Below are 24,271 nucleotides of genomic sequence, written 5' to 3' on the forward strand. Positions count from 1 at the left end.
TTTCATCAGTAATTTGTTTTAATTTCTCATTCTTGTTATAATTCATTTGAAGCCTCCTTCTTAATAAGCTCTGGTTAGTTTAGTCACTACCATTATAACCTATTAAGTTGTGAGGTTTCTTTATTTAACTATATCGCAAGAAGCTCCTTGAATCTATTATAATGGAATATGAATTCTTTTTAAACAATTGTATCTGGGAATTCTCTAAGATACAATAATAGTAGGTGATCGAATGAAAAAGCTCATGTTACTTATAATATTCATACTTCTAATAGGCTGTGGTAACAATCAAACCATGGTTACTTATGATGAAAAAGAAAGTGTAGAAATCACTGAAGATTATATTTTGACAGGTCAGTTTGGAGACGAAGAAATAACTTGTCAGTATAAAATTCAAGGAGATGATATATTTGGTAAGTTTGATTTTGCTGATAGACAAGTCATTTTTAGAGGTGAAGGCAAACATAATGCTTTTAGAGTTCGCGCTGAAGAAGATGAATTGCTTATTTACATTGAGGATGACACTTTATTAGGGGTTCGGGTGGAGGATCTAACACCGATTTATGTTGGTAATAAAAAGCCAGAGATAACAGAAGATACGCTAGCTATGATGGGTGTTTATGAGCAATATGACAATACTTATTATGTTGGTCATAAAGTGATCATTGAACCCTTGTTTGAACACTTGATTTTAATCAATAAGGTTTTTTATGAAAATGGCAAGGAAAGTTCAGAGTATGAGCTTGGTATAAAAACCGAATCAGCTTATTATTTGCCCTTAAGCGATGCCTATCTAATGATAAATGAAAGGTATGAACTTGTGATTGACTATGATGGTCAAAGCCAGGTTTACAGTGAAACAAAGCGGGTAAGCTCTCCTAGTTTGAGAGATTTAAAAATAGCATCAGATGAAGAGGAAGCTAGACTCATTCAAGCTCTTTTGGGTGACTATTATGATGAGCTTGTAAATATAGCTTATGATATAAGTCTATCTGATCATGAAGTGAAGATATCAAACCTTGCTAGAATCAGAAAAGATCGTCATCTTTATGTCTGGCTCCATAAAGACTTGACAGGGGCAAGTGACCATCTAATTATAACCAATGACCTAGATGGACCACCTATAGATATGAGAGGACAAGTTCAGATTATGCCTCTACTTGAAAATGGATTTAAGACTGAACTTTCAGGTTCTAAAGATGACTTGGTGCCTTTTGATTATCAAATCATACAGCAGGATGAAAATGACCATTTGGAAGCCCTTTTAATTGAAAATGATCATAAGATTTTAATGGTTCTAGAAAAAGGCTCTGATTATCAAGTCCAAGTTCTTTTAGATCTAAGTGATTTGACCATTGACGATATTCGCTTTGAAGAAGACATCTTGGTCATCAGGATATCTGGAAAGGACACTTACTACTGGTCAGATAAGTTTTATTTTGATACTAGGTTTGACTACAGGTTATTATCTTCTGTCTATGAACGTTATAATCCAGAAACCAAAGCCACTCAAATCATTACTTATGATTTTATAAATGATGATGTTTTAATAGAGTCTGGAAACATCAGCTTAAACAGGGAAAAGAAAATACATGAAAGTATTTATTTAAAGACCTTTGATGGTTTTTACAACAAGGAGTACAAGTAGATTTTGAAATATATTAAGTACTTAATAATAATCGTATTGCTTCTAACATCATGTAGTCAAGAAACATTAGAAGTCAAACACAAGGACAACAAGTTATATACAGATATAGAAGTGGGTGTCAATTACACAGAGTTTACAAGACAGGCCTATCAAGACCGAGCGGATTATGAAACCCTATATACCCATAAGGTGGATTATCTAATGCCACTTGTTTTTTACTATATTCCTTTGAACTACAACTTTGATTCAAAAGAAAAGTGGCAAGTTTACTTTGAAGATTGGCTAGAGGCCGTTGATCAAGAGGATTATTCAGCCATAGAAGTATATGTAAAGAACACATCTGTAGAAGGTTATGTTAAAGAAAAGTTTAATAATAAGGCATTGATGCCGATTCTATCACTCTTGATACAAGAAAATGCTATAAACTATGTTGAAGGATTTGAAAGCTTTTATAAAACTGAGTGGCAAGAAATCCAAGAAACACTCTACAATAGGGCCAACTACTTAAATGAGTTTTTATTGTCACAGCGTGTAGCTGAAAAGTGGCAGGATAAGGCAGGCTTTACACTAGATGATTTTAAGATATCGCTGTCTTATTATGAAAATGAAGATCTTGATAAGTCTAGTATTTCCTATTATAAGACGGTTATGTATTATATGCCTGAGTTAGAAGTCAGTGAAGCAGTTGATGTCTTAAGTCTTGAGTATGGTGATAATCTGATAAAGACTTTATTAGAACCCTTTATAAAAGAGAAAATCAAGGCCTATGGCTATTTAGAGGAGCCAGTTTCCAAATACTTGATTGATATTACAGATCAAATTGTTTTAGACTATCATGCCAAGCTCTTTAAAGTCTATCATGAAGAACACTATCATTTACCAGACCTTGTGACTGCATCCATGAACTCACTGGATTTATTGTCTTACTTTGAAAAGGCAAGCACTTGGGTCTTAGAAGATCTAAAGGATGAAAAGGTCTATATCATTGATGATCAAGTCCATTATAAAGGGATGGTTTACGAATCGTATTTAGTAGTTAAAGATACAATACTGTATTATAAACATCAATATCCAATTGTCCTTGTAAAGGATGGTGAGGCTTCAGTCTTAACGGATTCTATGGATGCTTATCCTGAGCTTTCATCAGCAAGTCATAAAATGATATTTATATCACCTTATGCCTTTGAAGATGTAGGCAGTTTATATCTCTATGATTTTACTGAGGAAAAACTTGAAATCTTGGTCGAAAAAACATATGAATCATCTAATACTGTTAAAAAGTGCAAATGGTATGACGACCATACGATTTTGTTTATAGATGGTTATGCTTATGGAACCATTACCAGAGGTGGTAACCTAAATAAATACGACCTTTTAACAGGCCAGACTGAAATACTGATTTCATTTGAAGATTCTAAAAAAGAGGTCAGTGATATCCTTTATAAGGATGGTAAGTGGCTTTACGAAGTGACCATTTTTGATGAAAATGCCATCAACTATGCCTTACAATATGAAGAACTAGAAATGGATGCTGATTAAGCATCCATTTAAATTGCAGGTTTCATAATAATTGCTAGAATAATGTATAAGAGTATACCGCTGCCGCCTAATAAGGTGAATAATGCTAATATGATTCTTACTATACTCGGATCTATATTGAAGTATTCAGCCAAACCACCACAGACGCCGAGTAACATTTTATCTTGAGATTTTCTTAATTGCTTTTCCATACGCCCTCCTTTATATGATTTTATTATGTCAAAGCTTTTTTAAGCTTTCTTTAGTATAAAATTAAAATGAGATTAGATTTCTATCGTATCACCTGGTGATAGAATAAGGACTTGTGCGTCTTTAATTTTTTCTTTAAAATCATTTGGATCTGCTTCAATAAGACCGAAGGTATTGTAATGCATTGGCACCACTTTCTTTGGCTTGATAAAGTCTACGGCCCTTACCGCGTCTTTAATGTCCATGGTAAAGTTACCGCCAATTGGCAAGAGGGCCAAATCTACATGTTCATCTTCTAAAAGTTTCATATCCATGGTTAGTCCTGTATCACCAGCATGATAAAGGACTTTATCCTCTACAGTGATTAAAAAGCCACCTGGATTGCCACCGTCTACAGGGCCGTTTTCTGTTTGTATAGCAGAACCGTGAAGGGCAGGCGTCATTTTAACATCAAATCCATCAAAGGTCTTTCTACCACCAATATGCATTGGATGAGCCTGAACGCCTTGATTTGATAAATAGTTGCAAATTTCAAAGTTTGTGATGACCATAGCCCCATGTTTTTTAGCAAGTTCTACGGTATCTCCCAAATGATCACCATGACCATGTGTTACAAAAATATGAGTCAAGTCCGTGATATCCTCACTGCTTATGGTAGCCACTGGATTACCCGTGATAAAAGGATCGATAATGGCCTTCATATTCTTTGTTTCAAAATAAAATGTTGCATGACCGATAAATTTAACTTTCATTTTGCCTCCTTATTTGATGATCTTTAACAAACCTTTTAAGAGCTTCTTGCCTGTTTTGTTTTCTTGTTCTTTCATTAAATCATATATGAAGTTTCTTGTGTCTCTGATAATAAACTCGTTATCAAGTGAGTTTTCAAAGAACATTAATACAATACCCAAGGAACGTACGGCTTTTTTCATGTCTTCATTTTCTCTATGGGCGATTGATGCTTCTATGTAATATCTTTTAGTAGATTGATGGATGTTGCCTAAGTCTTTCATAGTGTCCTCCTAGGACTATTATATGACAAAAGAATTTTAAATTAAAAGATTATCTGATAAAATGATGGAAAATGGAGGGCGCATGAACGAAATTATTTTAGAATATATAAATACCTTGGATGTAAAATCATATAAAGGCATAGGTCTGGTAGGTTCTTATGCCAGTGGACATGAAAAAATTTGGAGTGACATTGACTTAGTTTTTTTAGTTGAAGAGGATAAATCATCTCAAATCATTCTTTTTAAAGACAAGTACTTTACCCTAACATATTATACTGAAGAAGGACTTGATAATTACCTGTGTGATGTAAAACTTATGATTCGTGGTGTTTCTTCTTTTAAGGAAATGAAGATTCTTTATGATCCAGAACAGGTTTTGGAAGCTTTTAAGAATAATTGCTTGTCTCATGTACCGACCAGTGTGGATAAAGAACACAGTCTCTATGCCAGTAAAAATGAGTACATTGGTTATATAGAAGAGGCTCAAAAGGCCTTACAGGGCCTACTGGATAATCATCATGGCAAAATGCTTTGTGGCTTGTATGGTTTGACCTATGGCATGTTTCAGGTATTGGTATTAAAAAATCACTTGTATACTTCAAGTGACAATGATTTTTACGATGTGGTTATGAATCATCTAGATGATAAAAACCCTATTAAAGATTTAGCACCTCAAGCATTTGGTATTGTTCAAACCAATCTTGAAGATCAAGTTGAAGCAGGCCTTGAAATGTTTATGCATGTCGGAAATTCTCTTATGAAGGTTTTTTCTGATGATGAGAAACATTATGTCATGAAGCTTATGCATGAAATCATTAGGGAGGTATGATGAAAACTTATACATTTAAAATTAAAACATCCGAACAAGATATGATTGATGTAACCACTTATATGAACCAGGTTATAAAAGAGAGTAAACTTAAGTCAGGTAGGTTGACTTTCTTTTGTCCCCATACCACTGCTGGCCTTACTATCAATGAAAATGCAGATCCTGATGTTGTTTTCGATATCATAAAGACTTTAAACAAGGTTTTTCCAGTCAAGGGAGATTACAGACACTTTGAAGGCAACTCTCACGCTCATTTAAAGTCATCTTTTATGGGGGTTGACCAAACGGTTTTAGTAGAAGAGGGCAGACCTATTTTAGGAACTTGGCAATCTGTCTACTTTTGTGAGTTTGACGGCCCAAGAACAAGAACCTTATATATAAGAAGTGAGGGGGTCTACAATGGATAGAAAAAAACTCATGAATGTCAGCCATTATATCATCGCAGAGATGTACAAGGATATTCTTGAAGATGCAGGTATTGGCTTGTATATTTCAGAAAAGAATGGACCTCATATAATGGAGATATATTTAGGACAGGGGCATGAAGGACTGGACTTGTATGTGGATGAAGAAGATTATGAAGAAGCTAAAAAAATTATTGAGCAGTCGCAGATTATGGATGATTAGTCTACTTGTAATCTTAGGTATTTTATATTATATGAACAAGCATGTTGTCATCACATCATATGAAATACCTTATGATGAAGACTTGACCATTGTCCATTTATCAGACATTCATCATATGAAAATAAATGATTCTATTGTTAAGAAGATTCAAAGTAAGACACCTGATATCATTGTCATAACAGGTGATTTTATAGACCGGAGATTCTATGATTTAGAAAGCAGTCTAGAATGGATTGATAGGTTAGATTATCCCATTTACTACGTCACCGGCAACCATGAGGCTTGGTCGGGTCATGCTGATGAAGTCACCAGTCAGCTTATAAGTCGTGGCGTACATGTTTTAAGAAATGACTATGAATCCATTGGGAACTTTAGGATAATTGGCTATGATGACCCTGCTTTTAATAGTTTCGAGCCTTTAGACATTGATGGCTATAAGATTGTTCTTTACCATAGGCCTGAATCTTTTGATCAATTTGAGGCGGATTTAATCTTGTCAGGGCATGCACATGGCGGTCAAATTAGACTCTTTGGTAAAGGTTTGTTTTCTCCTGGTCAGGGCTTTATGCCTGAATACACCAGTGGCTGTCATGATTTAGAAGATAAGAAGCTTATTATCAGTCGTGGCCTAGGTAACAGCCTCTTTCCTTTTAGGATATTTAACCAACCAGAAATAGTTGTCATACATATCGGCAAATGATTTAACCTTATTTTAAGGTTTTCTTTATTTGTTTTTCTAAAGAGAGGATGTATGATTAATAAGGATTAATTGGAGGTTTTATGTCAACTGTAGAAGTAAAAAATCTTAATAAGAAATATATATTTGTTAAAGCACTTGAAGACTTTTCAGTGTCCTTTGACAAGGGAAAAATAATAGGGTTGCTAGGACCTAATGGTTCTGGAAAAACCACTTTGATGCGGATCTTGTCAGGTTTGCTTCAAAAGACTTCTGGTGAAATTATTTTCGAAAATGAGTTAAAAGGAACTGCTTTAAAAAAGGCTGTCGCCTATATGCCAACAGAATCACATTTGTTTGATTACTTAACCATTAAAGAAACCATCAACTACTTTGATGATTTCTATGAGGGCTTTGATCGTGATAAGGTTCATGGTATTATAGCTTCTTTGGACTTGCCGCTGTCTAGCAAGGTAAAAACTCTTTCTACTGGGCAGTTGGGGCGGCTGAAGGTGGCACTGACCATTTCTAGAAAGGCAGAGCTTTACTTGATAGATGAACCCTTAAATGGTATCGACCCCATTTCAAGAGATATGATATTAGATGTCTTAAGAGAACAAAGTAGTAAAGACAAGTGTATTGTTATATCCAGTCATTTGGTTCATGAGTTTGAAAATATTATTGATGAAGTCATCTTTATCAGAAATGGCCATCTGGAGCTAAAAGGCAATGTCAATGTCTTAAGAGAAGAAAGAAACATGTCAATACATGACTTGTATAAGGAGATTTACAGATATGATTAAACTACTTAAATATGAAGTTATCAAGAAGTGGAAAGTATCGCTAAGTGTCTTGTTTGCCTTCTTTCTAACATATTTCTTGGCATTAACCAAATTCAAGGCAGATGGCATGATGAGCTTTGAGGAGATGCCTCTTAGAGTATTATTCTTTATTCTGCTCTCTGGTGCGCTTTGTTTATTACCATTCATAGGTGCAATTAATTCTATGAGATTAGAAGTTAAGAACAAGACAAGAGACTTGTATTTTGCTCTACCTCTGACGGCTTACAAGAAAATAGGTTCAAAGGTGATTATTGCAGCACTTGAAATGACAGTTGCTTATGGTGTGGCTGTTATGACATGCTTTCAAGCCATAGAAAGCCTTACTGGTTTTCAGTTGATGAACTACTTTAATGATGGTTCTAATTCATTTTCCCAAGTTCTTGTATCACTTTATATGCAGCTGGTGGCTTATCTTCTAATTGTGTTAATCATTTATTTATCCTTTGCCATTTTAAGAACTTTTTTCTCGCAGATACGTTTTGGCGGTATGATTACAGCTGTTATTTATGTCGTTTTGATGTATCTTCACATAAGATATGTATTTCCTTTTATAAGTTTGGATAATACATCTCAAGACTGGTTGCAGGCAGGTCTTTTGACCATCTACACAGGTCTTATCTTTGCACTGGTTGGCTATTTGTTTGAGAAGAGAGTAAGCTTTGAATAGGAGGTTTATATGATAGGTATGCCAGCACTCATAGAGTTTGATTCATTTAAAGAAAACGCCGAGCTTTGTCATAAGCTCGGCTTAGACTTTATAGAAATCAATATGAATCTACCTTTGTACAGTCACAAAATAGATGTAGAGGAGATTAAGAAATACCTCAAGCTTTATGACTTGAAGTTGACACTTCACTTATCTGAAAGTTTTGATCCCTTTGTTTTGGATCCCATCTATCGTCAGGCAGCACTTGATTCTTTTAACTCAGCATTAGAGATTGCCAAGAACTTAGGTGTAAAGCTTTTAAACATGCACATGTCTAAAGGCATTTACTTTACTTTACCAGATGGAAAACTGCTCTTAAATAAGAAGTTTCATCATGAATACTTAACTTATGTTCAAGAATTTAAGTCGCTAGTTGAATCTTCAGATATTATCTTATGCATTGAAAACACAGGTATTCATGATTTGGATTTTATTCAAACTGCAACAGATATCCTACTTGAAGCAGACAATATCTTTTTGACTTATGATATTGGACATGACATCACCAGCGGCTATAAGGATAAGGCTTATTTTGATTTACGCAGGGATAAAATATGTCACTATCATATCCATGATGCAACTACAAGTCACAATCACTTAGAACTCTATACAGGTGACTTAGATATAGATGGTTATATAAGTCAGGCAAAGAACAGTGGTGCTTCATGCGTCATTGAAGTCAAAACTGCAAGAGCTTTGACTCAATCAGTAGAAAAACTTAAACTTAGGGCATAAAAGCCATATTATGTCAATTGTGATTGATATACAATTAAATGATATGTATGATGCTACATAATGTGGTGTTTCAAACAACAATTATGACAAATATACAAAATTAACCTGATTATTCTAAATATTCTGATAGTACTTGAAATTTATGTAAATTGAAGTTAAACTATTGATACATGGTAAATGTTGGTATCTTTTGAGATCTACATTTTCAATATTCAATCTACCAGTAGATTAAGGAGGGTTTATGCAAAAGGATGTTAAGAAAAGTTGTTTGATTTGTGAATCGGATGAAGAACTACAGCCTTTCAAAAGTCATTTTGTCTGTGAATCATGTATCACCTACGCTAAGGACATAAGTAAAAAAGATAAAGAGAAGTCATATGAAAAAAACGCTTAGAATATAGGCGTTTTTTCTTGCCTTATATTTAAAGCATAGAGTCGCCTAGACGGACTTTTTCATGTATACTTTTACATAGGGAGGTGCTTTATGAGAAGAAAAGAAAGAAAGATGACAGATCAAGCTGTTATCAATTTAATAGAAAAACAAAATGTCCTAAGACTAGGACTTTCAGTAGACAATAAACCCTATGTGGTGCCATTGAACTATGGTTTTAAAGATAATGCTTTTTATATTCATTGCGCTAGAGAAGGTAGAAAGCTTGATATGATTAGAAAAAATCCTTTGGTATGTGTAGAAATAGAAGGAGAAAATACTATTGTCGAAGGAGATATCGCTTGTAAGTACACAACTAAGTACTCAAGTGTAATAGGTTACGGTCATGCAGAAATACTAGAAAGTCTAGAAGAAATAAAAGACGGCCTAGATATTCTAATGGCTCAGTTTAGCGACAGACAATTCACTTATGGCCAAAAGGTCATGGAGAAAATTGCTATTATTAAAATTCAAATGGACGAGCTATCAGGTAAATCATCATAACATAAATTATCATGTTTTTATCCCTAGCCTGTGGTAGCCTTTAATAAAGGCGGTGATTTTATGGAAGTAGGTAAATTAAAGGATCGATACAGTGAAGACAAGCTTAATGAGGTCAGAGATTATTTAAGAGCTCTAGAAATTTATCTAGATCAATCCGGCAAGAACTTCGAAACATGTTCAAGTGATGATCTTGAAAACTATATGGACCACTTGATTTCAGTTAAGCAGAATAGTTTAGAGAGACTCATAGCCATAGCAAGGTACTTTTATGATTATGATTATCCTTCTCTTTATATTTTTATGACAGGTGTGCTTGGTGGTGTTGGTGTTATTGCAAGTATCAACAGTAAGAGTAAGGCTATGAATCAAGACCTTCAACTGGAAGTTCCAGACCTTGGTTTAACACCTTCTAAACTTTTTCCACCAACAAGACAAATGGTTAAAGAAATTTCTAGATTGGATAAGGACGTCTATAGAGAAATTCTTGCAGACAATCATCATCAGATTCCACGAGAATCTATTTTGACTGAAAAGACTTTCTACGAATCATCCATTTCATTGGAAGCCTACCTTTATGAAAGGCATAAAAGAAAAGTTCAGGAACTTCAAGACCACTGTGATTCAGGTAAAGTTTGGTTTGAACAGGTCATCAGTCAGGAGATTGTTGATTATGTCTCATCTAATCAAGAAATCTTATCTGGCGTCTATAAAGATGGTTATATTTATATTACCAAGTTTCCTTATAAGACCGAGGCTGTTTTACATGCTGAATGTGATCTTTTTAAAAGGTATCACTACTGTCATTGCCCCTATGCAAAAGAATCTATTTTAAGTGATGAACCAGTTGATTCCGAGTGGTGTTATTGCAGTGCTGGTTTTGCAAAGTTCCCATTTGAAGTTATATTAGATAGACCTTTAAAGATTGAACTTTTAGAGTCGGTCTTAAGAGGTGATTTACGCTGTCGTTTTAGAATACGATTGGAGAGAGCATGCCAATAGATGAAAGAGATCGACTTAAAGATCAACCATTTGATTATAAGGTAACCAAAGCCGGTAAAGTAATGATTTATTATGAGAATCGCCAGATTATGATTTTATCTGAAAAGCAAGCTGGCAAGCTAGTTAGAAAGTTAGATCAAGCAGATGAGTTTAACACCCAGCTCTTACTGGCTAAGGCTACAGGACACTTTAAACATGGTAACGAAAGATAGAGGTGTAATATTTTTGTCATTTTTATTTTATGACAAGATATGCTATATTTTAGTTAGTGATGTAAACAAGGAATTCAAAGGAGGTATGTATTATGAGCAAATTAATGATGAATAACACAAACAAAACATGCCTACGGAATGAAGCTTTCTAATAACTACTAACCGTAGGTCTAGGTCTACGGTATTTTTATGCCCAAAAATAAATTGGTAATTATTAGAAAGGACACTGAATGAATTTAAACAATATTGGAATGAACGAGTTTTTCTCATCTCAAGTAAAGGAAAATGAGAAAGTTGGACGTGTAGCTAAGTATGCTCAAAACCATTATACACTTGCTACAGAAGATGGTATGCTTGGTGCTATTATCACTGGTAAGATGCAATATGAAGCCTTGTTACCTCGCATTGGTGATTTTGTTGTTTATGAGACAACAAAAGATGGTAGCTTAAATGTGATTAACAAACTTCTAAACCGCCAAACATGTCTATCTAGAAAAGTGGCTGGTGCTAGAAGCGATGAGCAAGTCATAGCTTCTAATATGGACTATCTATTTTTAGTCATGTCTCTTAATGAAGACTTTAACATAAGACGTCTTGAACGCTATATGATTGGCGCTTGGGAATCAGGAGCTGAACCTGTGGTGATTCTCACAAAAGCGGACTTAATGGATGACTATTCAGAACAGATACAAGATGTTGAAAGTATTACATTTGGGATTAAATGTATTCCTATCAGTGCAGTTACTGGCTATAATATAGATGAATTGGACAAGTACAATCAGCTTGGCAAAACCATTGCGCTAGTAGGCTCATCAGGTGTAGGAAAATCTACTCTGATCAATACCCTGGCAGACAAAGAAGTTATGAAAACAGATGGTCTTAGAAATGATGACAAGGGCCATCATACAACCACACATCGAGAAATGATTTTTACTCAAGGTGCTTGTTTGATTGATACGCCAGGTATGCGTGAGTTCTCAACCTATCAAGGTGAAGAGGGTTTAACACATGAGTTTCAAGATATCATAGATCTTTCAAAATCATGTCGTTTTGACGATTGTACACATGCTGGCGAACCGGATTGTGCCATTAAGAAAGCGCTAGAAGATGGTCGTCTTGAAAAGGCTAGATACCGATCTTATATAACTCTAGAAAAAGAGATTTCAAGACAAGAAAGAAAACGTAAGCATCAGGAAAAAGTCCAAGCATCCAAGATAGAAAAACTAAAAAGAAAGTCTAAACCTAGAAACAAAAGATGGAACTCTGCTAACTATTAGCAGAGTTTTTGTTATATGACACACACCTACTGAAATTACTTGTTTTTTTATTAGCTTATTGTGTTAAGCAAAGGTTGTTTTAGGGTAGAAAAAACCTGAGGTGATGATGATGAAAAAAAGGTATTTCTCCATATATCTGCTGCTAGTTTTTATAATAGCTTTTTGGATGATTTCATTTTACTCTAGGATAGATCTTTTAATAGAAGACAATAAAGAAGACTTGGTTTTTCTTGACCAATTCATATATAAGAATGAAATGACAGACATGAAAGTCAGAAAAATTGATAAGGGTGACGAGGGCCTTCATACTTATGAAACTTTTATAGGTGATGAGCTTATAAAAAATTATCAAAGTGATGCCTTGCTTGTTGTACCTAGATTAAGAGGCTCTTGGCATAGAATTTACTTTAATGATCATCTGATTGGCATTATAGGTATTGAAGGCAATGACAGGTTTCATTTGTGGAACTCGGTACATAAGTTCACCATATCTAAAGACTTATTTGAGACAGAAAACGTCTTTAGGTTTGAGACTTATTCTGACTATAAAATTGGTTATGCCTATATGCCTATGATCTTTGGTCAGCAAGGCATTACTGGTGAACTTTTCAATAGACTGGAATGGTTGCACTCTAAATTTTACTTGGTAGCCATCGGTATTTTAATGGCAATTTCCATTATGGAGTTGATCCTCTTCTTATTAACTGAAAACTACAGCAAACGTTATTTGTTATTTCCCATAAGTATTGTCCTGGTCAGTGTGTATTTACTGGATTATGTGGTTATTGAACATGCCTTTCTCAGTGCGCTGAATTTCAAGAAAATGGCCATATTAGCCCTTCATACATCCACGGTACTGGTGACTATAGCGCTGGCGACTCTTTACAATTACAAGCATATTAAAAAGTATGCTTATGCAGTAATAGCTGGTTCTATTATAGGCATGCTTTTTACTGGTGACATGATCGCATTTTCAAAATTTTATCAAGGTTATAACTTCTTGATACTAAGTCTTATTGTTTCATGGATTTATATGGCCTTTAAGTATTATAGGATATCTAAAAAACCTCAAGAGTATATGATTGTTGTCTCAGGCTTTCTCTTGATCGTGCCTTCTGTATACGATACTTTCATGTTATTTTTCTTTGACGGTAAACATTTGAGACTGTCTATCTACGGCATACTTTTTTATTCTATTGCCATGCTTTTAATTGCCATTGTTGATTATATAGAAAGTCAAAAGAACTTGTTTACCGAATCTAAGATGCTGGAGTTGGAAAAAACAAGACTCAACAGAGTATTGGTTACAGATGAGTTGACTGGGCTTAGCAATCACAGACATTTTCACGATTTGTTCGATAAGCTGATTGAAGATGCTGGTGAAGACGTCTATCTGATCATGTTGGACATCGATAAGTTTAGGCCCATCAACGAAATCAGAGGTCATACCATTGGCGATGCCATTCTAAAAGAAATTTCAAGGATTACACTTGATATCATTGGTGATAAAGGACATGTATTTCGGTATGGTGGTGAAGAATTTGCCGTCATGTATTACGGTCAACCAACTCCAGAAGCTGTTGCAGAGGACATTAGAATATCTGTTATTGAGGATAAAGAACTCCATGAACTGTCTGGCTATTTACCACTGACCCTCTCCATTGGCATATCTGCTTATCCTAGAGATGGGGTGTCTTCAAGAGTCTTGATCATGAAGGCTGAGAAGGCCATGACCTATGCAAAGTTTAGAGGTAGAAACAAGGTGGTTATGTATCATGACAGTATTGAAGCAGAAATGTCTGGTAATGCTGCGATAGAAATTAAGGATAAGCTTCTAATAGACTTTATTTATACATTGGCAAGCGTTATCGATCTAAAGGATTCTTATACAGGTAAACATTCAGAAGAAGTCGCCAGATTTGCCATGCTTATAGCTGAGGAAATGCAATTAGATGACCACCAGAAGTTTGCCTTAAGGCTGGGTGGCTTGTTACATGACTTTGGTAAACTGTCTGTACCTGATACCATCATCAATAAAACCACCCGACTGTCAGATGAAGAGTTTGATATTATAATATCTCATCCTAAAGCCGGTTATAACATAGCCAAACATATCGTAGATGATCCACTTGTTTTACAGTGTGTTAGAAGCCATCACGAAAGAGTGGATGGTAAAGGCTATCCAGATGGACTCAAGGGGGATGAGATTCCTTTGATGGCCAGAATTATCTGTGTAGCTGATGCTTACCATGCTATGATTTCTAATCGTTCTTACAGAAAGAGTTTAGGTCATGAATACGCCATGAACGAGCTTGAAAGATACAAGGGTGTGCAGTTTGATACAAATGTTGTCAATGCTTTTATAAAGGCAATTAATAAGTAGGACATAGTCCTGCTTATTAGATTTTTCTAGTCTTTTTTTCATTAATTCTGAAGGCTAATATTAAGTTATGCTTACAAAGACTGGAATGATTTATTCATATGATATAATGCCCATGAGTGAGGGACGGAAATGAAAAAATATTTATATGGATTAGTTGTTGTTCTAATCGTTGTTTTGTTTGCAAGCTTGTACAGTTATGCAACTGCTTTTACAGTAAGAAATGTAGAAACGATGACCATTGACGGAGAAGTCATTACTTTAGACGAGGATTCCAATACTTTTATTATGAGGATGCAGACTTTAAAGCAATATGAACTGCTTGATAAACATCAAGGAGACATCATTAAGTCTGTTGTTTTAGAGATGAAGTTTGGTGACTCTGTTGAATATGAAATTGGTCTCGATTATAATTTTAATACTTTATCCTTAAGGGATATTGAAACAGATAGGATTTATCTGATAGATGATTCACTGGTAGAGTGGATTTATATGCAGCCGGCACTGGAGGATTTATATACTTATTCAAAGGCCAAAGAACATTTGTTAAATGTTAATGGTCAAACGATCAAACACAGTCAAATAGATTACCACTATGTGAAAGCAGATGGTGTCTGGCATGACTCTTCTGACGAGACTGGCAACCTCGAAACCATTTTAATAACAGAGCCTTCTTTAGAACTTGACCTTGAAAGTGATGGTGAGGTGGAAGTAAAGCTTTCTAAGGACGGGAGTCTAGTATATGTTGGTCCACTGGATGGCTTTACAGTGCCTGAGAAAAATGGCAACTACCTTGTCAGTGTAGAATCTACTTGGAAAGACTTGCTCTTTTATGGTAGAGATACTTCATCATTTAACTTAGTTGTTCAGTATCCGCCAGAGGTTTTGATGACAAAGTCATTAATTTTACAGGGTGAATTAAGTTTGATACAAGTAAAAAACGTTGTAAACATTGAGGACTTGTCTATTGAGCAAGACTATATGGAAGGACTTGAGTTTGTAGAAAATGGTGACTACTATGAATGTCTGATTCCATCTACCTACTATACTTCACCGGGGATTTATCCCTTGAAGATAAATGTGGGTGACTTTAGTGTGGAGATGACTTTAGAAGTTGTTTCAAGAGACTTTTCACTCCAGTATCTGACTGTGAATAAGTCTACGGAAGCAGCTACAAGAAATGATGAAGCATATGCCCAGTACAATGAATACTATAAGCCGGCTTTACAGAAGGATGTTTATCCTGCTTCTGAAAGTTTTTTAGAAGATAGAAGCTTTACATTACCTGCTAGTGGCCGATTGACAACTGAGTTTGGCATTAAACGTTATGTCAACGAGCAGCTGACATCTTATAGACACAATGGTCTAGATATAGCCAATACAGAAGGCACACCAATTCTAGCGACCTATGATGGACAGGTTGTACTATCTATGGAATTGATTTTGACAGGCAACACAATTGTTATCAGTCATGGCAATGGTATTTTTTCATCCTATTTACACTTAAGTGAACTTGATTGTGAAGAGGGCGACCTTGTAAAGTCAGGAGACTTAATTGGTAAAATGGGGACAACAGGTTTTTCTACAGGTTCACATTTACATTTTTCCATATCTTATCACAGGATGTATTTAGAACCCGGTTACCTTATATTTGGTCAACCTGTAACATATGACAATTACACAGAACTCCTTAATTAGGACATTAAAAATGGATACTTTTGTATCCATTATTTTTTGTACTATCCTTTAACGTGTCTATGTACTCTTTGCATGATTTCTTCAGTTGTTGAGTTTGTACCATCGATAACAAGCATTTTCTTTTTACCATTTGCATGGTATTGAGCTGGTTGTATTTCTTCGTAAGCTTCATCGATACCAGTAACGATGGTTACATCAGCATCTAAACCTGCTGTTCCATATTTGTAAACGTCAAAACCTTCTTGCTTTAAAGCTGCTTCTACTTCGTCTAGTCCCCTTTGAACTGCAATTTTGTAGTTTTTCATTACAATCACCTCCATTATCTAAATACCCAAATAAAAGGCAGATAAGCATAAATTGTTTATTTTATGGTAAACAATTTAATCTTAAAGTCATGTCACCATATTTACATTTTTCTTGGATGTGTTAGAATTGTAGGGGAGAATTAAGGAGAATTTATGAAGCAATACACTTGGCATTTAGATAGATTAACAGCATTAATGGTAGGACTGACAAATGTTCTTTTAACCCTTTACCTTTCCATTAGGTTTTTAACAGATACTTACTTTTTTAAAACACAATTTGGTTTTATCTTGCAAGGGATGGGCCTAGTGGTCTTATTGGTCGGACTTGTTGCAGGAGCCATTTATTTAAACTATCAGTTTATCAGAAAAAATCATACTGCAAGATTGATCTTATCTTTAGGAGAAACCATCTGTTTGGCCTGCATCCTGAGAAATATCTTTATTGGGCATATGTATTTTGGTTTTGGATTTTCGGCATATATAAGAAATCTACTCGCCTTTGCAGTTATGTCAGCAGTCATTTATCATACCATGTTTTCAAGTCAGATTCAGGCTTATTTTCAAGAAAAAAAGAGCCGAGGCTCTAATTAAAAGTGAGTGTATATTGATCATCTAGAAGTTCTAGATGGTCTTTTAAGTTTTTGGATACAATGGCCTCATGATCCTTAGTAATAACAATGATATCAATGCCTAAAGAATCCGCAAGTTCGAATGCCTTTTCAGTACCTAGGTTAAAACAAGCTGTTGATAATGCATCACCATCCAGACTTTGATCTGAAATGATTGTCACACTTAGCAGATTGTTGTCCATAGGATAACCGGTAAATGGATCAAAAATATGATGATAAATTTGACCTTGATCTTCTAAGAATCTCTCGTAAACACCAGAAGTGACGATGGACTTGTTTTGTAAAGATAATTTAAGGATGGCATCTGCTCTTTCAAGTTCAGGGTGTCTTATACCAATTTGCCAATCTTCATCTTCAGGATTAGATCCTAATGCATAGACATTGCCACCTAAGTTGATAAGGGCCTTTTCAATCTGGTTGTTTTTAAGTAGGTTTACAATTTGATCTGTGATATAACCTTTTGCTATGCCGCCTAAATCTATGGATGTACCTGACTTTAAAAGTACCTCATTGTTTTGATAAAGAATGTGTTTGTAGCTTACATTTTTTAGTGCATCTTGAATGGCTTCATCACTCGGAACATTTGGATTGTCACCACCGATGTCCCAAAGTTCGACAATGGGGTTGATGGTGATATCAAAATAACCATCAGAAAGCTCGCTATATTGAACGGATGAATGTATCAGAGAAAAGGTTTCTTCATCAACAGTTAATCTGCCTGATTCATTAAGCTTAGAGATATCAGAAGTTGGTATATTTCTGCTAAAGAGATTATCATACTTTAAGATTAAATCAGAGATATCTTGAAAGACTTGTTCATTGTCTTCGTAAAGCGTGATATCGATGACTGTACCTAAATAATAATAAGTTTTGGAAACTGGCTCTGAAGGTGATGATAGAACACTTACAATGATAAATCCAATGATAACAATGGATGATAATACATAGATTATTTTATTTTTCATTTTTCTCTCCTTTGATGATATTTTTGATTATAACACAATTATTTATGTTAAAATAGGTTTGAAAGAGGTGCGTATGAAACGTGGAGATATAAAAGTGATTATCATAATCCTGATAGGAGTTGTCCTGTCTTATGGTTATGCATTTTTTATGGGCTTATCAAATGATGATAAGATTGTCAGAATCACAAGGGACCAAACGGTCTTACATGAGTTTAAAATTGATGAATCTTATATGAATACCCTTGTATTAGAAGAAAATGACCACTTCAATATCGTTGAGATTAGTGGTGGTGAAGTGTGGATGAAAGAAGCCAATTGTCCTAACCAAGTTTGCGTGAGACACCAGCCTATCAGCATACCAGGCGAAAGTATTATTTGCATACCCCATAAGCTTGTAATAGAGATTATTGGTCAAAAAACAATAGATGTGATGGTGGATTAGTGGAGGCATTATGAAAATCGATTTAAATTGTGATTTAGGTGAGAGTTTTGGTCATTACTCAATAGGTAATGATGAGGAAATAATGAATTATGTGTCATCGGTAAACATAGCCTGTGGCTTCCATGCTGGTGATCCCGAGATTATGGAAAAAACAGTTAAGTTGGCTATAAAGAAGGGGGTTTCCATTGGTGCACACCCCGGTTATCCTGACCTACAAGGTTTTGGCAGAAGACCTATTACAATGAGTCATCAAGCTTTAAGAAGTATGATGATCTATCAAATAGGTGCCTTAAAGGCTTTTGTGGAAACGTATGGCGGTAAACTTGTTCATGTAAAACCACATGGGGCACTTTACAATCTGGCTTCTAAAGATTATGATGTAGCACTCACCCTGGCAAAAGCCATTTATGATGTGGACAAGAACTTAGTCTTTATGGGGCTTGCTGGTTCTGAAATGATAAGAGCAGGCGAGGAAGTAGGCATAAAGGTCTGCAGGGAAACATTTGCAGACAGACGCTATACTGAAGAATTAAAATTGGTTCCAAGAGGCACTGAGGGTGCTGTGATTGAAAAAATTGAAGACAGCGTCAACCAATGTCTTCATATGATCAAAGAGAATAAAATTATAACAATAGATGGTAAAGAAAAAATTATGTCTGGAGACAGTATTTGTATTCACGGCGACAACAAACATGGCTTAGAAGTGGTAAAATCATTATTAGATTCTTTTAAAGATAATAATATTGAAGTAGGAGCCGTGAAATGAATATTAGCCCAGTAAATGAAGAAAGTATCTTAATTCGATTTTCTCATGATATTTCTGAAGAAATCCACTTAAGAATTAAGAGTATGTATATGCAGATATTAGAGCTTGAAGGTGTTTTATCTGTTGTACCATCTTATAACTCGATCATGATTTATTATGATCTATTAAAGACAGACTATGAGTCGCTAAAGGCAAGGGTATTAGATTTTGAATCTTCCCCTTTAGATTATGATAAAAAGATTGTTGTGAGGATTCCTGTATGTTATGATTTAGGACTTGATTTAGAACGTGTGTCGAAGCATACTGGCTTATCTCTTGAAGAGGTCATCGAAAGCCATTCATCTAGGGACTATCTTATTTACATGATCGGTTTTACCCCTGGTTTTCCTTATCTAGGTGGCATGGATGAAAGACTGACAACACCGAGACTAGAAGTACCAAGAACCAAAATTCAAGCGGGTTCTGTTGGTATAGGTGGCAAGCAGACAGGCATATACCCACTTGCAACACCAGGTGGTTGGAACATCATTGGCAAAACACCTTTAAAGCTGTATGATCAAGCTCATTCAAAGACCCTTTTGAAAATGGGGCAATATGTTAGATTTGTTCCGATTAGTCAGGATGAATACCATAGAATTGAAAAAGCTGTTCAAATGGATGCTTATGAAATCGAGGTGGTATCATGTTAGGATTCACGGTGAAACAAGCTGGATTGTTGTCGACTTTTCAAGATAAAGGCCGTTTGGGCTACCAGAGTGAAGGCATGCCTATTTGTGGTGCTATGGACCAAGAAGCGATGATTCTAGCCAACAAGCTTGTAGGCAAAGATCACGGCCCTGTATTGGAGATGACCTTTATGGGGTCCAGTATAGAGTTTAAGAAGGAGATGGCCATTGCGATAACTGGTGCAGACATGCAAGCTCAACTTAACAATAGAGCCTTAAATATGTACCAAACCCTTTATGTTAAATCGGGGGATATATTGTCCTTTAAAGGTCTTATGAGCGGTTTTAGAACTTACATAGCCTTTTCAGATATATTAGAACTGGAAGAAGTTTATGCTTCTCAATCAACTTATCTTAAAATTGCTGCTGGCGGTTATAAGGGAAGAAAGCTTGAAGCAGGTGACGACATTCATGTGAAAGCTTGTGAGCTTCCTAAGTTTGGTAAAGTGGTAAAACTTCATAGAAAAGATCAAATCAGAGTTTTACTAGGCTATGAATGTGATGACTTTAAATCACCTCAAGACCTATTTAAACATACATACAAGGTTACCAACGACTTGGACCGTATGGGGATAAGGTTAGAAGGTGGGGCTTTAGAACATAAAGAAGGTGCAGATATCATTTCAAGTCCTATCATTCCTGGGGCTATACAAGTACCTAAGAGTGGTCAGCCTATGGTCATGTTAAGAGATGCACAAACCATTGGTGGCTATACACGAGTGGGGACGGTTATTTCATGCGACTTAGACAAATTGGCTCAAAAAAAGCCAGGTGATACAGTTTGCTTTGAAGCAGTCACTTTAGAAGAGGCTGTTAAAATAAAAAAAGAATGGTTAAAAGCTTTAAACGAAATTTGTTTGGCAGATGATAGAAGACATTTTTCGGTCTCTGTAGCCGGCACCACCTACGATGTTTATGTGGAGGAAATCTAGTGGGAATATTGTTTTATTTACTTATATTATTCGCAAAGATCATTGAAGTTTCTTTGATGACTTTAAGAATTGTGTTTATTACCAGAGGGGAAAGAAAAATTGGGGCCCTAGTAGCCTTTGTAGAAGTAACCCTTTGGATATTTATTGTGACCTTTGTTATGAATGATTTGATGGCAGATCCTTTTAAGGCTGTATTTTACGCCCTTGGTTTTGCAATCGGTAACTACCTGGGCAGTGTGCTTGAAGAAAAAATCGGTATTGGTCTTTCTCAGGTGCAAATCATTGTTAAAAAGGAACACGGTCCCTTACTAGCCAAGGAGTTAAGAGACGAGCAATATGCTGTTACAGTGGTTCATGGCGAGGGTAGAAATCTAGAGAGAAATATTCTTTTTATGTATGTAAAGAGAAAACGCGTCAAACACTTATTGGAAATTGTGAAAGAAAAGCAAGAAAATGCTGTTATTACAGTCATGGATACTAAACCCCTTTATGGTGGTTATGGGATTAGGAAATAATGAGAAAAATCTTACATGTGGATATGGATGCCTTCTTTGCATCAGTAGAACAACTTGACCATCCTGAGTTAAGAGGCAAACCTGTTATTGTCGGAGGCTCTTCTGACAGAGGGGTTGTGGCGACATGTTCTTATGAAGCTAGAAAATATGGGATTCATTCTGCACAACCGACTTATATGGCAAAAAAGCTTTGTCCAAACGCTATTTTTGTCTCTGGCAATCACAGCAGATATTCTGAGGTGAGTAAACAGATTTTTGATATCTTATACTCTATTTGTGATAAGGTTCAGGTGGTTTCGATTGATGAAGCCTATCTGGATGTCACTGATTTGTTTTATTCACCAACTTACATTGCCAAATATATAAAAAAACGTGTAAAGGAAGAGATTGGTCTAACCCTATCAGTCGGCATTTCTTATAACAAGTTTCTGGCTAAACTGGCTTCAGACTGGAACAAGCCTGATGGTATTATGGAGATTAGTGAAGCCATGATACCTGATATTCTTAGACCGCTAGCTATAAGAAAGGTTCATGGCCTTGGAAAGAAATCTGTTGAAAAGCTTAATAAGATAGGTATATTTACAATAGATGATATGCTTAAGTACGATAAGGCTTTCTATGAAAGTTTTATGGGTAAGTTTGGTGCTGAGATATATGACCGTATACACGGTATAGACGATCGTGAGGTTCATGTGTCCTCAGGAGAAAGAAAGTCTATTGGAACTGAAAATACCTTGAGAGAAGATACGGATGATGTTAAAGAGCTCAAGGGTTACTTATCTGGTTTTGCTGAAAAGATAGAAAAAAGTTTGACTAAAAAACATGTGTCTGTAAAGACGGTCACCATAAAACTAAAGACACATGATTTTCAGCTCCATACACGTTCTAAAACCCTGACCTATTTTATCTACAAATATAAGGACATAGAGCAAGTGGCACATGACCTTTTAGATGAATATCAACTTGAAACCAAAGTGAGATTAATTGGTCTGACAGTATCTAACTTTGAAGACCGTGAACAAGAACAACTCACTTTTTTTGAAAATATATGAACTTTTTGATGAAAAAATAAGAATTGAAAGGAGAGGTATATGTTATTGGTTAATACAAATGAAATTCCTGGAAAAGAGATTAAAGAAGTGATTGGTCTTGTAAGAGGTTCTACCATTCAATCCAAGCATATTGGTAAAGATTTTATGGCTGGCCTGAAGACCATTGTTGGTGGAGAAATCAGTGAATATACTGAGATGCTTGAAAATGCTAGACAAGTTGCCTTAGGACGTATGATCAAGGATGCTGAAAATCAAGGAGCTGACGCCATTGTTAATATTCGTTTTGCAACCTCTGCAATCATGCAGGGAGCTGCTGAGCTTCTGGTATATGGTACAGCTGTAAAAGTAGAATAGTTTTGATTTAAACCTTTCATTTGCTATAATAAGCGTATGGAGGGTTTATTTTATGTTTGTAGATATAAATAATAGAATTGATAGACTGATTGATAAACTAGATGATGTAGAAGTAAGAAGACTGCAGCTGGAGTATTTAAAAACTGTAGCTGAAAGGCTAGAGAGAGAATCTGGGTCTTGTGAAAAATGTTCTTATCTAAAAGAAGATTTACAGGATGCTTTAAATATCATTGAAAAGGCTGAGGAAATCAAGGAAAGTCATCGAAGGGCTTACAATACTAGAATAAAGACCATCATCAGCCATTTTAGAAAGGTCCATAATCTAAAGTCCAAGTCCCATTATGAAACCCAGTACAGTCAAATGGGACTTTTAGGCGGTATAATAGCAGGGATTTGGTTCTTTGATTACTTGGTCCTTATGTTAGCCATTATCTTAACTGGGCCGATTATTGGTAGGTTTATTGGTAAAATAAGAGACAAGAATAATCATGAAGATTTAATATAGGCAGCTTAGCTGCCTATTTCCATACTCTATTAAAAGCCTGAATGTCACTGATTAAGGTTTGTCTGTAAGTATCACAGTGGCTCATTAGAAGTTCGATGTTATGATGACACTCTAAATCAATGTCATTCATATAAGTTAAAGGTATATGTTGAAAAGAGTCATGTTCATGATGTAAGTGAACATACCTAACTTTTTCAAGAAATTGCTCATGGGGTGCTGTTTGGTAGTTTTTACAGTCATGGCTCATATCCAAGCATATGCTGAGTCTAGGGTGGTCAAAATCATTGACAATTTTCAGTATATCTTGTCTGTTGCTAATAGGGAAATGCTTTTGTTGTGTTTCTAAATGCAAGTTAAAATCCAGTCTTTTCTGTTCAATAAAGTTTAAGAGTAGATCAAGCCCCTGTCGGGTTTTTTCTATAGCTTTATTTTTATCGCTGACAAATTGACAGCCGTGAACAATAATAGACGGGGTTTTTACGCTATATTGACGTAGTGATTCTATAATTGAAAAAAATTTGGTATAATCACTTTTGTAATGTTCACATGAGAAATCGTATTTACCAGGTGTCACAAAATAAGGAACATGAAAATGATGTTCGGTGACCCTATCTACGATTTTTTTATAGGTCTTTAGATCTAAGAGTTTTTCATCAGGTGCAAGCTCAATGGCATCAAATGGTGGTAAATCATAAAAAAAGGCTTCAAGTGACATTTTAGCTAGTATTTTTTCATCAAATGTAAAACCGAGTGTTTTCATAAATATCTCCTTTATGG

Annotated in this window: 31 protein-coding genes; 25 read left to right on the forward strand and 6 right to left on the reverse strand. The window is 35.4% G+C overall.

From position 1 onward, the window contains the following. Nucleotides 1–232: 232 nt before the first annotated feature. Both EZV73_RS23530 and EZV73_RS23535 read left to right on the forward strand, forming a co-directional pair. On the forward strand, nt 233–1,648 hold the full coding sequence (locus EZV73_RS23530; RefSeq protein ID WP_240842899.1) for a hypothetical protein: 1,416 nt from the start codon (nt 233–235) through the stop codon (nt 1,646–1,648). A 3-nt stretch (nt 1,649–1,651) separates the two neighbouring features. Next, a complete protein-coding gene (locus tag EZV73_RS23535; RefSeq protein WP_240842900.1) occupies nt 1,652–3,187 on the forward strand; it encodes a DUF4652 domain-containing protein in 1,536 nt (511 codons plus the stop codon). A gap of 8 nt (nt 3,188–3,195) precedes the next feature. Here EZV73_RS23535 and EZV73_RS23540 read toward each other — a convergent pair whose 3' ends face one another. From EZV73_RS23540 to EZV73_RS23550, 3 genes are all read right to left on the reverse strand, one after another. Next, the gene (locus tag EZV73_RS23540; RefSeq protein WP_240842901.1) at nt 3,196–3,378 is read right to left on the reverse strand and encodes a PspC domain-containing protein; all 183 of its coding nucleotides are present in this window, start codon (nt 3,376–3,378) and stop codon (nt 3,196–3,198) included. A gap of 72 nt (nt 3,379–3,450) precedes the next feature. After that, the gene (locus EZV73_RS23545; RefSeq protein ID WP_240842902.1) at nt 3,451–4,128 is read right to left on the reverse strand and encodes a metal-dependent hydrolase; all 678 of its coding nucleotides are present in this window, start codon (nt 4,126–4,128) and stop codon (nt 3,451–3,453) included. Nucleotides 4,129–4,137: 9 nt separating this feature from the next. Then, on the reverse strand, nt 4,138–4,389 hold the full coding sequence (locus tag EZV73_RS23550; protein ID WP_240842903.1) for a hypothetical protein: 252 nt from the start codon (nt 4,387–4,389) through the stop codon (nt 4,138–4,140). An 82-nt stretch (nt 4,390–4,471) separates the two neighbouring features. Here EZV73_RS23550 and EZV73_RS23555 point away from each other — a divergent pair, with 82 nt between their 5' ends. The 14 genes from EZV73_RS23555 to EZV73_RS23620 all read left to right on the forward strand — a co-directional run bounded on the left by EZV73_RS23555 (nt 4,472) and on the right by EZV73_RS23620 (nt 16,304). Further along, nucleotides 4,472–5,218 (forward strand): nucleotidyltransferase domain-containing protein, encoded by a 747-nt coding sequence (locus tag EZV73_RS23555; RefSeq protein ID WP_240842904.1) that lies wholly within the window; start codon nt 4,472–4,474, stop codon nt 5,216–5,218. Beyond that, the gene (locus EZV73_RS23560) at nt 5,218–5,625 is read left to right on the forward strand and encodes a secondary thiamine-phosphate synthase enzyme YjbQ (RefSeq protein ID WP_240842905.1); all 408 of its coding nucleotides are present in this window, start codon (nt 5,218–5,220) and stop codon (nt 5,623–5,625) included. Before EZV73_RS23555 ends, EZV73_RS23560 begins: the two co-directional genes overlap by 1 nt. Beyond that, entirely contained in the window at nt 5,618–5,845 is a 228-nt protein-coding gene (locus EZV73_RS23565) for a DUF2007 domain-containing protein (protein ID WP_240842906.1), read from the forward strand. Before EZV73_RS23560 ends, EZV73_RS23565 begins: the two co-directional genes overlap by 8 nt. Continuing rightward, entirely contained in the window at nt 5,796–6,545 is a 750-nt protein-coding gene (locus tag EZV73_RS23570; protein WP_240842907.1) for a metallophosphoesterase, read from the forward strand. The genes EZV73_RS23565 and EZV73_RS23570 overlap by 50 nt, the downstream gene beginning before the upstream one ends. Before the next feature lie 80 nt (nt 6,546–6,625). Continuing rightward, nucleotides 6,626–7,324 (forward strand): ATP-binding cassette domain-containing protein, encoded by a 699-nt coding sequence (locus EZV73_RS23575; RefSeq protein ID WP_240842908.1) that lies wholly within the window; start codon nt 6,626–6,628, stop codon nt 7,322–7,324. Then, nucleotides 7,317–8,030 (forward strand): hypothetical protein, encoded by a 714-nt coding sequence (locus tag EZV73_RS23580; RefSeq protein ID WP_240842909.1) that lies wholly within the window; start codon nt 7,317–7,319, stop codon nt 8,028–8,030. The genes EZV73_RS23575 and EZV73_RS23580 overlap by 8 nt, the downstream gene beginning before the upstream one ends. A gap of 9 nt (nt 8,031–8,039) precedes the next feature. Beyond that, nucleotides 8,040–8,804, forward strand: a complete 765-nt coding sequence (locus EZV73_RS23585) for a sugar phosphate isomerase/epimerase (protein WP_240842910.1) — start codon at nt 8,040–8,042, stop codon at nt 8,802–8,804. Between the two features lie 241 nt (nt 8,805–9,045). After that, a complete protein-coding gene (locus EZV73_RS23590; RefSeq protein ID WP_240842911.1) occupies nt 9,046–9,198 on the forward strand; it encodes a hypothetical protein in 153 nt (50 codons plus the stop codon). 90 nt (nt 9,199–9,288) lie between these two features. Then, nucleotides 9,289–9,738 carry a pyridoxamine 5'-phosphate oxidase family protein gene (locus EZV73_RS23595; protein WP_240842912.1) on the forward strand — a complete coding sequence of 150 codons (450 nt, stop codon included), beginning with the start codon at nt 9,289–9,291 and terminating at the stop codon, nt 9,736–9,738. Between the two features lie 60 nt (nt 9,739–9,798). Then, complete coding sequence (locus EZV73_RS23600) at nt 9,799–10,737, forward strand: DUF6144 family protein (RefSeq protein ID WP_240842913.1); 939 nt, start codon at nt 9,799–9,801, stop codon at nt 10,735–10,737. Next, nucleotides 10,728–10,949, forward strand: a complete 222-nt coding sequence (locus tag EZV73_RS23605) for a hypothetical protein (RefSeq protein WP_240842914.1) — start codon at nt 10,728–10,730, stop codon at nt 10,947–10,949. The genes EZV73_RS23600 and EZV73_RS23605 overlap by 10 nt, the downstream gene beginning before the upstream one ends. Nucleotides 10,950–11,179: 230 nt before the next feature. Then, complete coding sequence (gene rsgA / locus EZV73_RS23610; RefSeq protein WP_240842915.1) at nt 11,180–12,226, forward strand: ribosome small subunit-dependent GTPase A; 1,047 nt, start codon at nt 11,180–11,182, stop codon at nt 12,224–12,226. A 109-nt stretch (nt 12,227–12,335) separates the two neighbouring features. After that, a complete protein-coding gene (locus tag EZV73_RS23615) occupies nt 12,336–14,609 on the forward strand; it encodes an HD domain-containing phosphohydrolase (RefSeq protein ID WP_240842916.1) in 2,274 nt (757 codons plus the stop codon). 129 nt (nt 14,610–14,738) lie between these two features. Then, the gene (locus EZV73_RS23620; RefSeq protein ID WP_240842917.1) at nt 14,739–16,304 is read left to right on the forward strand and encodes a M23 family metallopeptidase; all 1,566 of its coding nucleotides are present in this window, start codon (nt 14,739–14,741) and stop codon (nt 16,302–16,304) included. A gap of 41 nt (nt 16,305–16,345) precedes the next feature. Here the strand turns inward: EZV73_RS23620 and EZV73_RS23625 are convergent, their stop codons facing one another. Further along, nucleotides 16,346–16,609 carry a YkuS family protein gene (locus EZV73_RS23625; RefSeq protein ID WP_240842918.1) on the reverse strand — a complete coding sequence of 88 codons (264 nt, stop codon included), beginning with the start codon at nt 16,607–16,609 and terminating at the stop codon, nt 16,346–16,348. A gap of 153 nt (nt 16,610–16,762) precedes the next feature. Here EZV73_RS23625 and EZV73_RS23630 point away from each other — a divergent pair, with 153 nt between their 5' ends. Beyond that, nucleotides 16,763–17,200 (forward strand): hypothetical protein, encoded by a 438-nt coding sequence (locus EZV73_RS23630; RefSeq protein ID WP_240842919.1) that lies wholly within the window; start codon nt 16,763–16,765, stop codon nt 17,198–17,200. On the opposite strand, the gene EZV73_RS23635 is transcribed toward EZV73_RS23630, so the two are convergent. After that, the gene (locus EZV73_RS23635) at nt 17,193–18,203 is read right to left on the reverse strand and encodes an FAD:protein FMN transferase (protein ID WP_240842920.1); all 1,011 of its coding nucleotides are present in this window, start codon (nt 18,201–18,203) and stop codon (nt 17,193–17,195) included. The two genes, EZV73_RS23630 and EZV73_RS23635, sit on opposite strands and share 8 nt — an antisense overlap. 73 nt (nt 18,204–18,276) lie before the next feature. Between EZV73_RS23635 and EZV73_RS23640 the strand changes: the two genes are divergently transcribed. The 8 genes from EZV73_RS23640 to EZV73_RS23675 are packed head-to-tail and all read left to right on the forward strand — an operon-like array spanning nt 18,277 to nt 23,494. Further along, nucleotides 18,277–18,645 (forward strand): NusG domain II-containing protein, encoded by a 369-nt coding sequence (locus EZV73_RS23640; protein ID WP_240842921.1) that lies wholly within the window; start codon nt 18,277–18,279, stop codon nt 18,643–18,645. A 10-nt stretch (nt 18,646–18,655) separates the two neighbouring features. After that, nucleotides 18,656–19,411, forward strand: coding sequence for a LamB/YcsF family protein (locus EZV73_RS23645; RefSeq protein ID WP_255813988.1), 756 nt, complete (start codon nt 18,656–18,658; stop codon nt 19,409–19,411). Next, entirely contained in the window at nt 19,408–20,100 is a 693-nt protein-coding gene (gene pxpB, locus EZV73_RS23650; RefSeq protein WP_240842922.1) for a 5-oxoprolinase subunit PxpB, read from the forward strand. The genes EZV73_RS23645 and pxpB overlap by 4 nt, the downstream gene beginning before the upstream one ends. After that, on the forward strand, nt 20,094–21,068 hold the full coding sequence (locus EZV73_RS23655; protein ID WP_240842923.1) for a biotin-dependent carboxyltransferase family protein: 975 nt from the start codon (nt 20,094–20,096) through the stop codon (nt 21,066–21,068). The genes pxpB and EZV73_RS23655 overlap by 7 nt, the downstream gene beginning before the upstream one ends. Next, nucleotides 21,068–21,583, forward strand: coding sequence for a DUF5698 domain-containing protein (locus EZV73_RS23660; protein WP_240842924.1), 516 nt, complete (start codon nt 21,068–21,070; stop codon nt 21,581–21,583). Before EZV73_RS23655 ends, EZV73_RS23660 begins: the two co-directional genes overlap by 1 nt. Beyond that, the gene (locus tag EZV73_RS23665; protein WP_255813989.1) at nt 21,583–22,635 is read left to right on the forward strand and encodes a DNA polymerase IV; all 1,053 of its coding nucleotides are present in this window, start codon (nt 21,583–21,585) and stop codon (nt 22,633–22,635) included. The genes EZV73_RS23660 and EZV73_RS23665 overlap by 1 nt, the downstream gene beginning before the upstream one ends. A 39-nt stretch (nt 22,636–22,674) precedes the next feature. Continuing rightward, nucleotides 22,675–22,989 (forward strand): YbjQ family protein, encoded by a 315-nt coding sequence (locus EZV73_RS23670; protein ID WP_240842925.1) that lies wholly within the window; start codon nt 22,675–22,677, stop codon nt 22,987–22,989. A gap of 52 nt (nt 22,990–23,041) precedes the next feature. Beyond that, on the forward strand, nt 23,042–23,494 hold the full coding sequence (locus EZV73_RS23675) for a hypothetical protein (RefSeq protein ID WP_240842926.1): 453 nt from the start codon (nt 23,042–23,044) through the stop codon (nt 23,492–23,494). A 13-nt stretch (nt 23,495–23,507) separates the two neighbouring features. Here the strand turns inward: EZV73_RS23675 and EZV73_RS23680 are convergent, their stop codons facing one another. Beyond that, nucleotides 23,508–24,254 (reverse strand): TIM barrel protein, encoded by a 747-nt coding sequence (locus tag EZV73_RS23680; RefSeq protein ID WP_240842927.1) that lies wholly within the window; start codon nt 24,252–24,254, stop codon nt 23,508–23,510. Nucleotides 24,255–24,271: the final 17 nt, after the last annotated feature.

The organism is Acidaminobacter sp. JC074 (assembly GCF_022496765.1).
Taxonomy (GTDB): Bacteria; Bacillota; Clostridia; order Peptostreptococcales; family Acidaminobacteraceae; genus JABXKX01.

Excerpts from the sequence above, each read along its gene's own strand:
- EZV73_RS23530 (WP_240842899.1), top strand. The coding sequence starts at position 233 with ATGAAAAAGCTCATGTTACTTATAATATTCATACTTCTAATAGGCTGT.
- EZV73_RS23540 (WP_240842901.1), bottom strand. The coding sequence starts at position 3,378 with ATGGAAAAGCAATTAAGAAAATCTCAAGATAAAATGTTACTCGGCGTC.
- EZV73_RS23545 (WP_240842902.1), bottom strand. The coding sequence starts at position 4,128 with ATGAAAGTTAAATTTATCGGTCATGCAACATTTTATTTTGAAACAAAG.
- EZV73_RS23550 (WP_240842903.1), bottom strand. The coding sequence starts at position 4,389 with ATGAAAGACTTAGGCAACATCCATCAATCTACTAAAAGATATTACATA.
- EZV73_RS23555 (WP_240842904.1), top strand. The coding sequence starts at position 4,472 with ATGAACGAAATTATTTTAGAATATATAAATACCTTGGATGTAAAATCA.
- EZV73_RS23560 (WP_240842905.1), top strand. The coding sequence starts at position 5,218 with ATGAAAACTTATACATTTAAAATTAAAACATCCGAACAAGATATGATT.
- EZV73_RS23565 (WP_240842906.1), top strand. The coding sequence starts at position 5,618 with ATGGATAGAAAAAAACTCATGAATGTCAGCCATTATATCATCGCAGAG.
- EZV73_RS23570 (WP_240842907.1), top strand. The coding sequence starts at position 5,796 with ATGAAGAAGCTAAAAAAATTATTGAGCAGTCGCAGATTATGGATGATT.
- EZV73_RS23575 (WP_240842908.1), top strand. The coding sequence starts at position 6,626 with ATGTCAACTGTAGAAGTAAAAAATCTTAATAAGAAATATATATTTGTT.
- EZV73_RS23580 (WP_240842909.1), top strand. The coding sequence starts at position 7,317 with ATGATTAAACTACTTAAATATGAAGTTATCAAGAAGTGGAAAGTATCG.
- EZV73_RS23585 (WP_240842910.1), top strand. The coding sequence starts at position 8,040 with ATGATAGGTATGCCAGCACTCATAGAGTTTGATTCATTTAAAGAAAAC.
- EZV73_RS23590 (WP_240842911.1), top strand. The coding sequence starts at position 9,046 with ATGCAAAAGGATGTTAAGAAAAGTTGTTTGATTTGTGAATCGGATGAA.
- EZV73_RS23595 (WP_240842912.1), top strand. The coding sequence starts at position 9,289 with ATGAGAAGAAAAGAAAGAAAGATGACAGATCAAGCTGTTATCAATTTA.
- EZV73_RS23600 (WP_240842913.1), top strand. The coding sequence starts at position 9,799 with ATGGAAGTAGGTAAATTAAAGGATCGATACAGTGAAGACAAGCTTAAT.
- EZV73_RS23605 (WP_240842914.1), top strand. The coding sequence starts at position 10,728 with ATGCCAATAGATGAAAGAGATCGACTTAAAGATCAACCATTTGATTAT.
- rsgA (WP_240842915.1), top strand. The coding sequence starts at position 11,180 with ATGAATTTAAACAATATTGGAATGAACGAGTTTTTCTCATCTCAAGTA.
- EZV73_RS23615 (WP_240842916.1), top strand. The coding sequence starts at position 12,336 with ATGAAAAAAAGGTATTTCTCCATATATCTGCTGCTAGTTTTTATAATA.
- EZV73_RS23620 (WP_240842917.1), top strand. The coding sequence starts at position 14,739 with ATGAAAAAATATTTATATGGATTAGTTGTTGTTCTAATCGTTGTTTTG.
- EZV73_RS23625 (WP_240842918.1), bottom strand. The coding sequence starts at position 16,609 with ATGAAAAACTACAAAATTGCAGTTCAAAGGGGACTAGACGAAGTAGAA.
- EZV73_RS23630 (WP_240842919.1), top strand. The coding sequence starts at position 16,763 with ATGAAGCAATACACTTGGCATTTAGATAGATTAACAGCATTAATGGTA.
- EZV73_RS23635 (WP_240842920.1), bottom strand. The coding sequence starts at position 18,203 with ATGAAAAATAAAATAATCTATGTATTATCATCCATTGTTATCATTGGA.
- EZV73_RS23640 (WP_240842921.1), top strand. The coding sequence starts at position 18,277 with ATGAAACGTGGAGATATAAAAGTGATTATCATAATCCTGATAGGAGTT.
- EZV73_RS23645 (WP_255813988.1), top strand. The coding sequence starts at position 18,656 with ATGAAAATCGATTTAAATTGTGATTTAGGTGAGAGTTTTGGTCATTAC.
- pxpB (WP_240842922.1), top strand. The coding sequence starts at position 19,408 with ATGAATATTAGCCCAGTAAATGAAGAAAGTATCTTAATTCGATTTTCT.
- EZV73_RS23655 (WP_240842923.1), top strand. The coding sequence starts at position 20,094 with ATGTTAGGATTCACGGTGAAACAAGCTGGATTGTTGTCGACTTTTCAA.
- EZV73_RS23665 (WP_255813989.1), top strand. The coding sequence starts at position 21,583 with ATGAGAAAAATCTTACATGTGGATATGGATGCCTTCTTTGCATCAGTA.
- EZV73_RS23670 (WP_240842925.1), top strand. The coding sequence starts at position 22,675 with ATGTTATTGGTTAATACAAATGAAATTCCTGGAAAAGAGATTAAAGAA.
- EZV73_RS23675 (WP_240842926.1), top strand. The coding sequence starts at position 23,042 with ATGTTTGTAGATATAAATAATAGAATTGATAGACTGATTGATAAACTA.
- EZV73_RS23680 (WP_240842927.1), bottom strand. The coding sequence starts at position 24,254 with ATGAAAACACTCGGTTTTACATTTGATGAAAAAATACTAGCTAAAATG.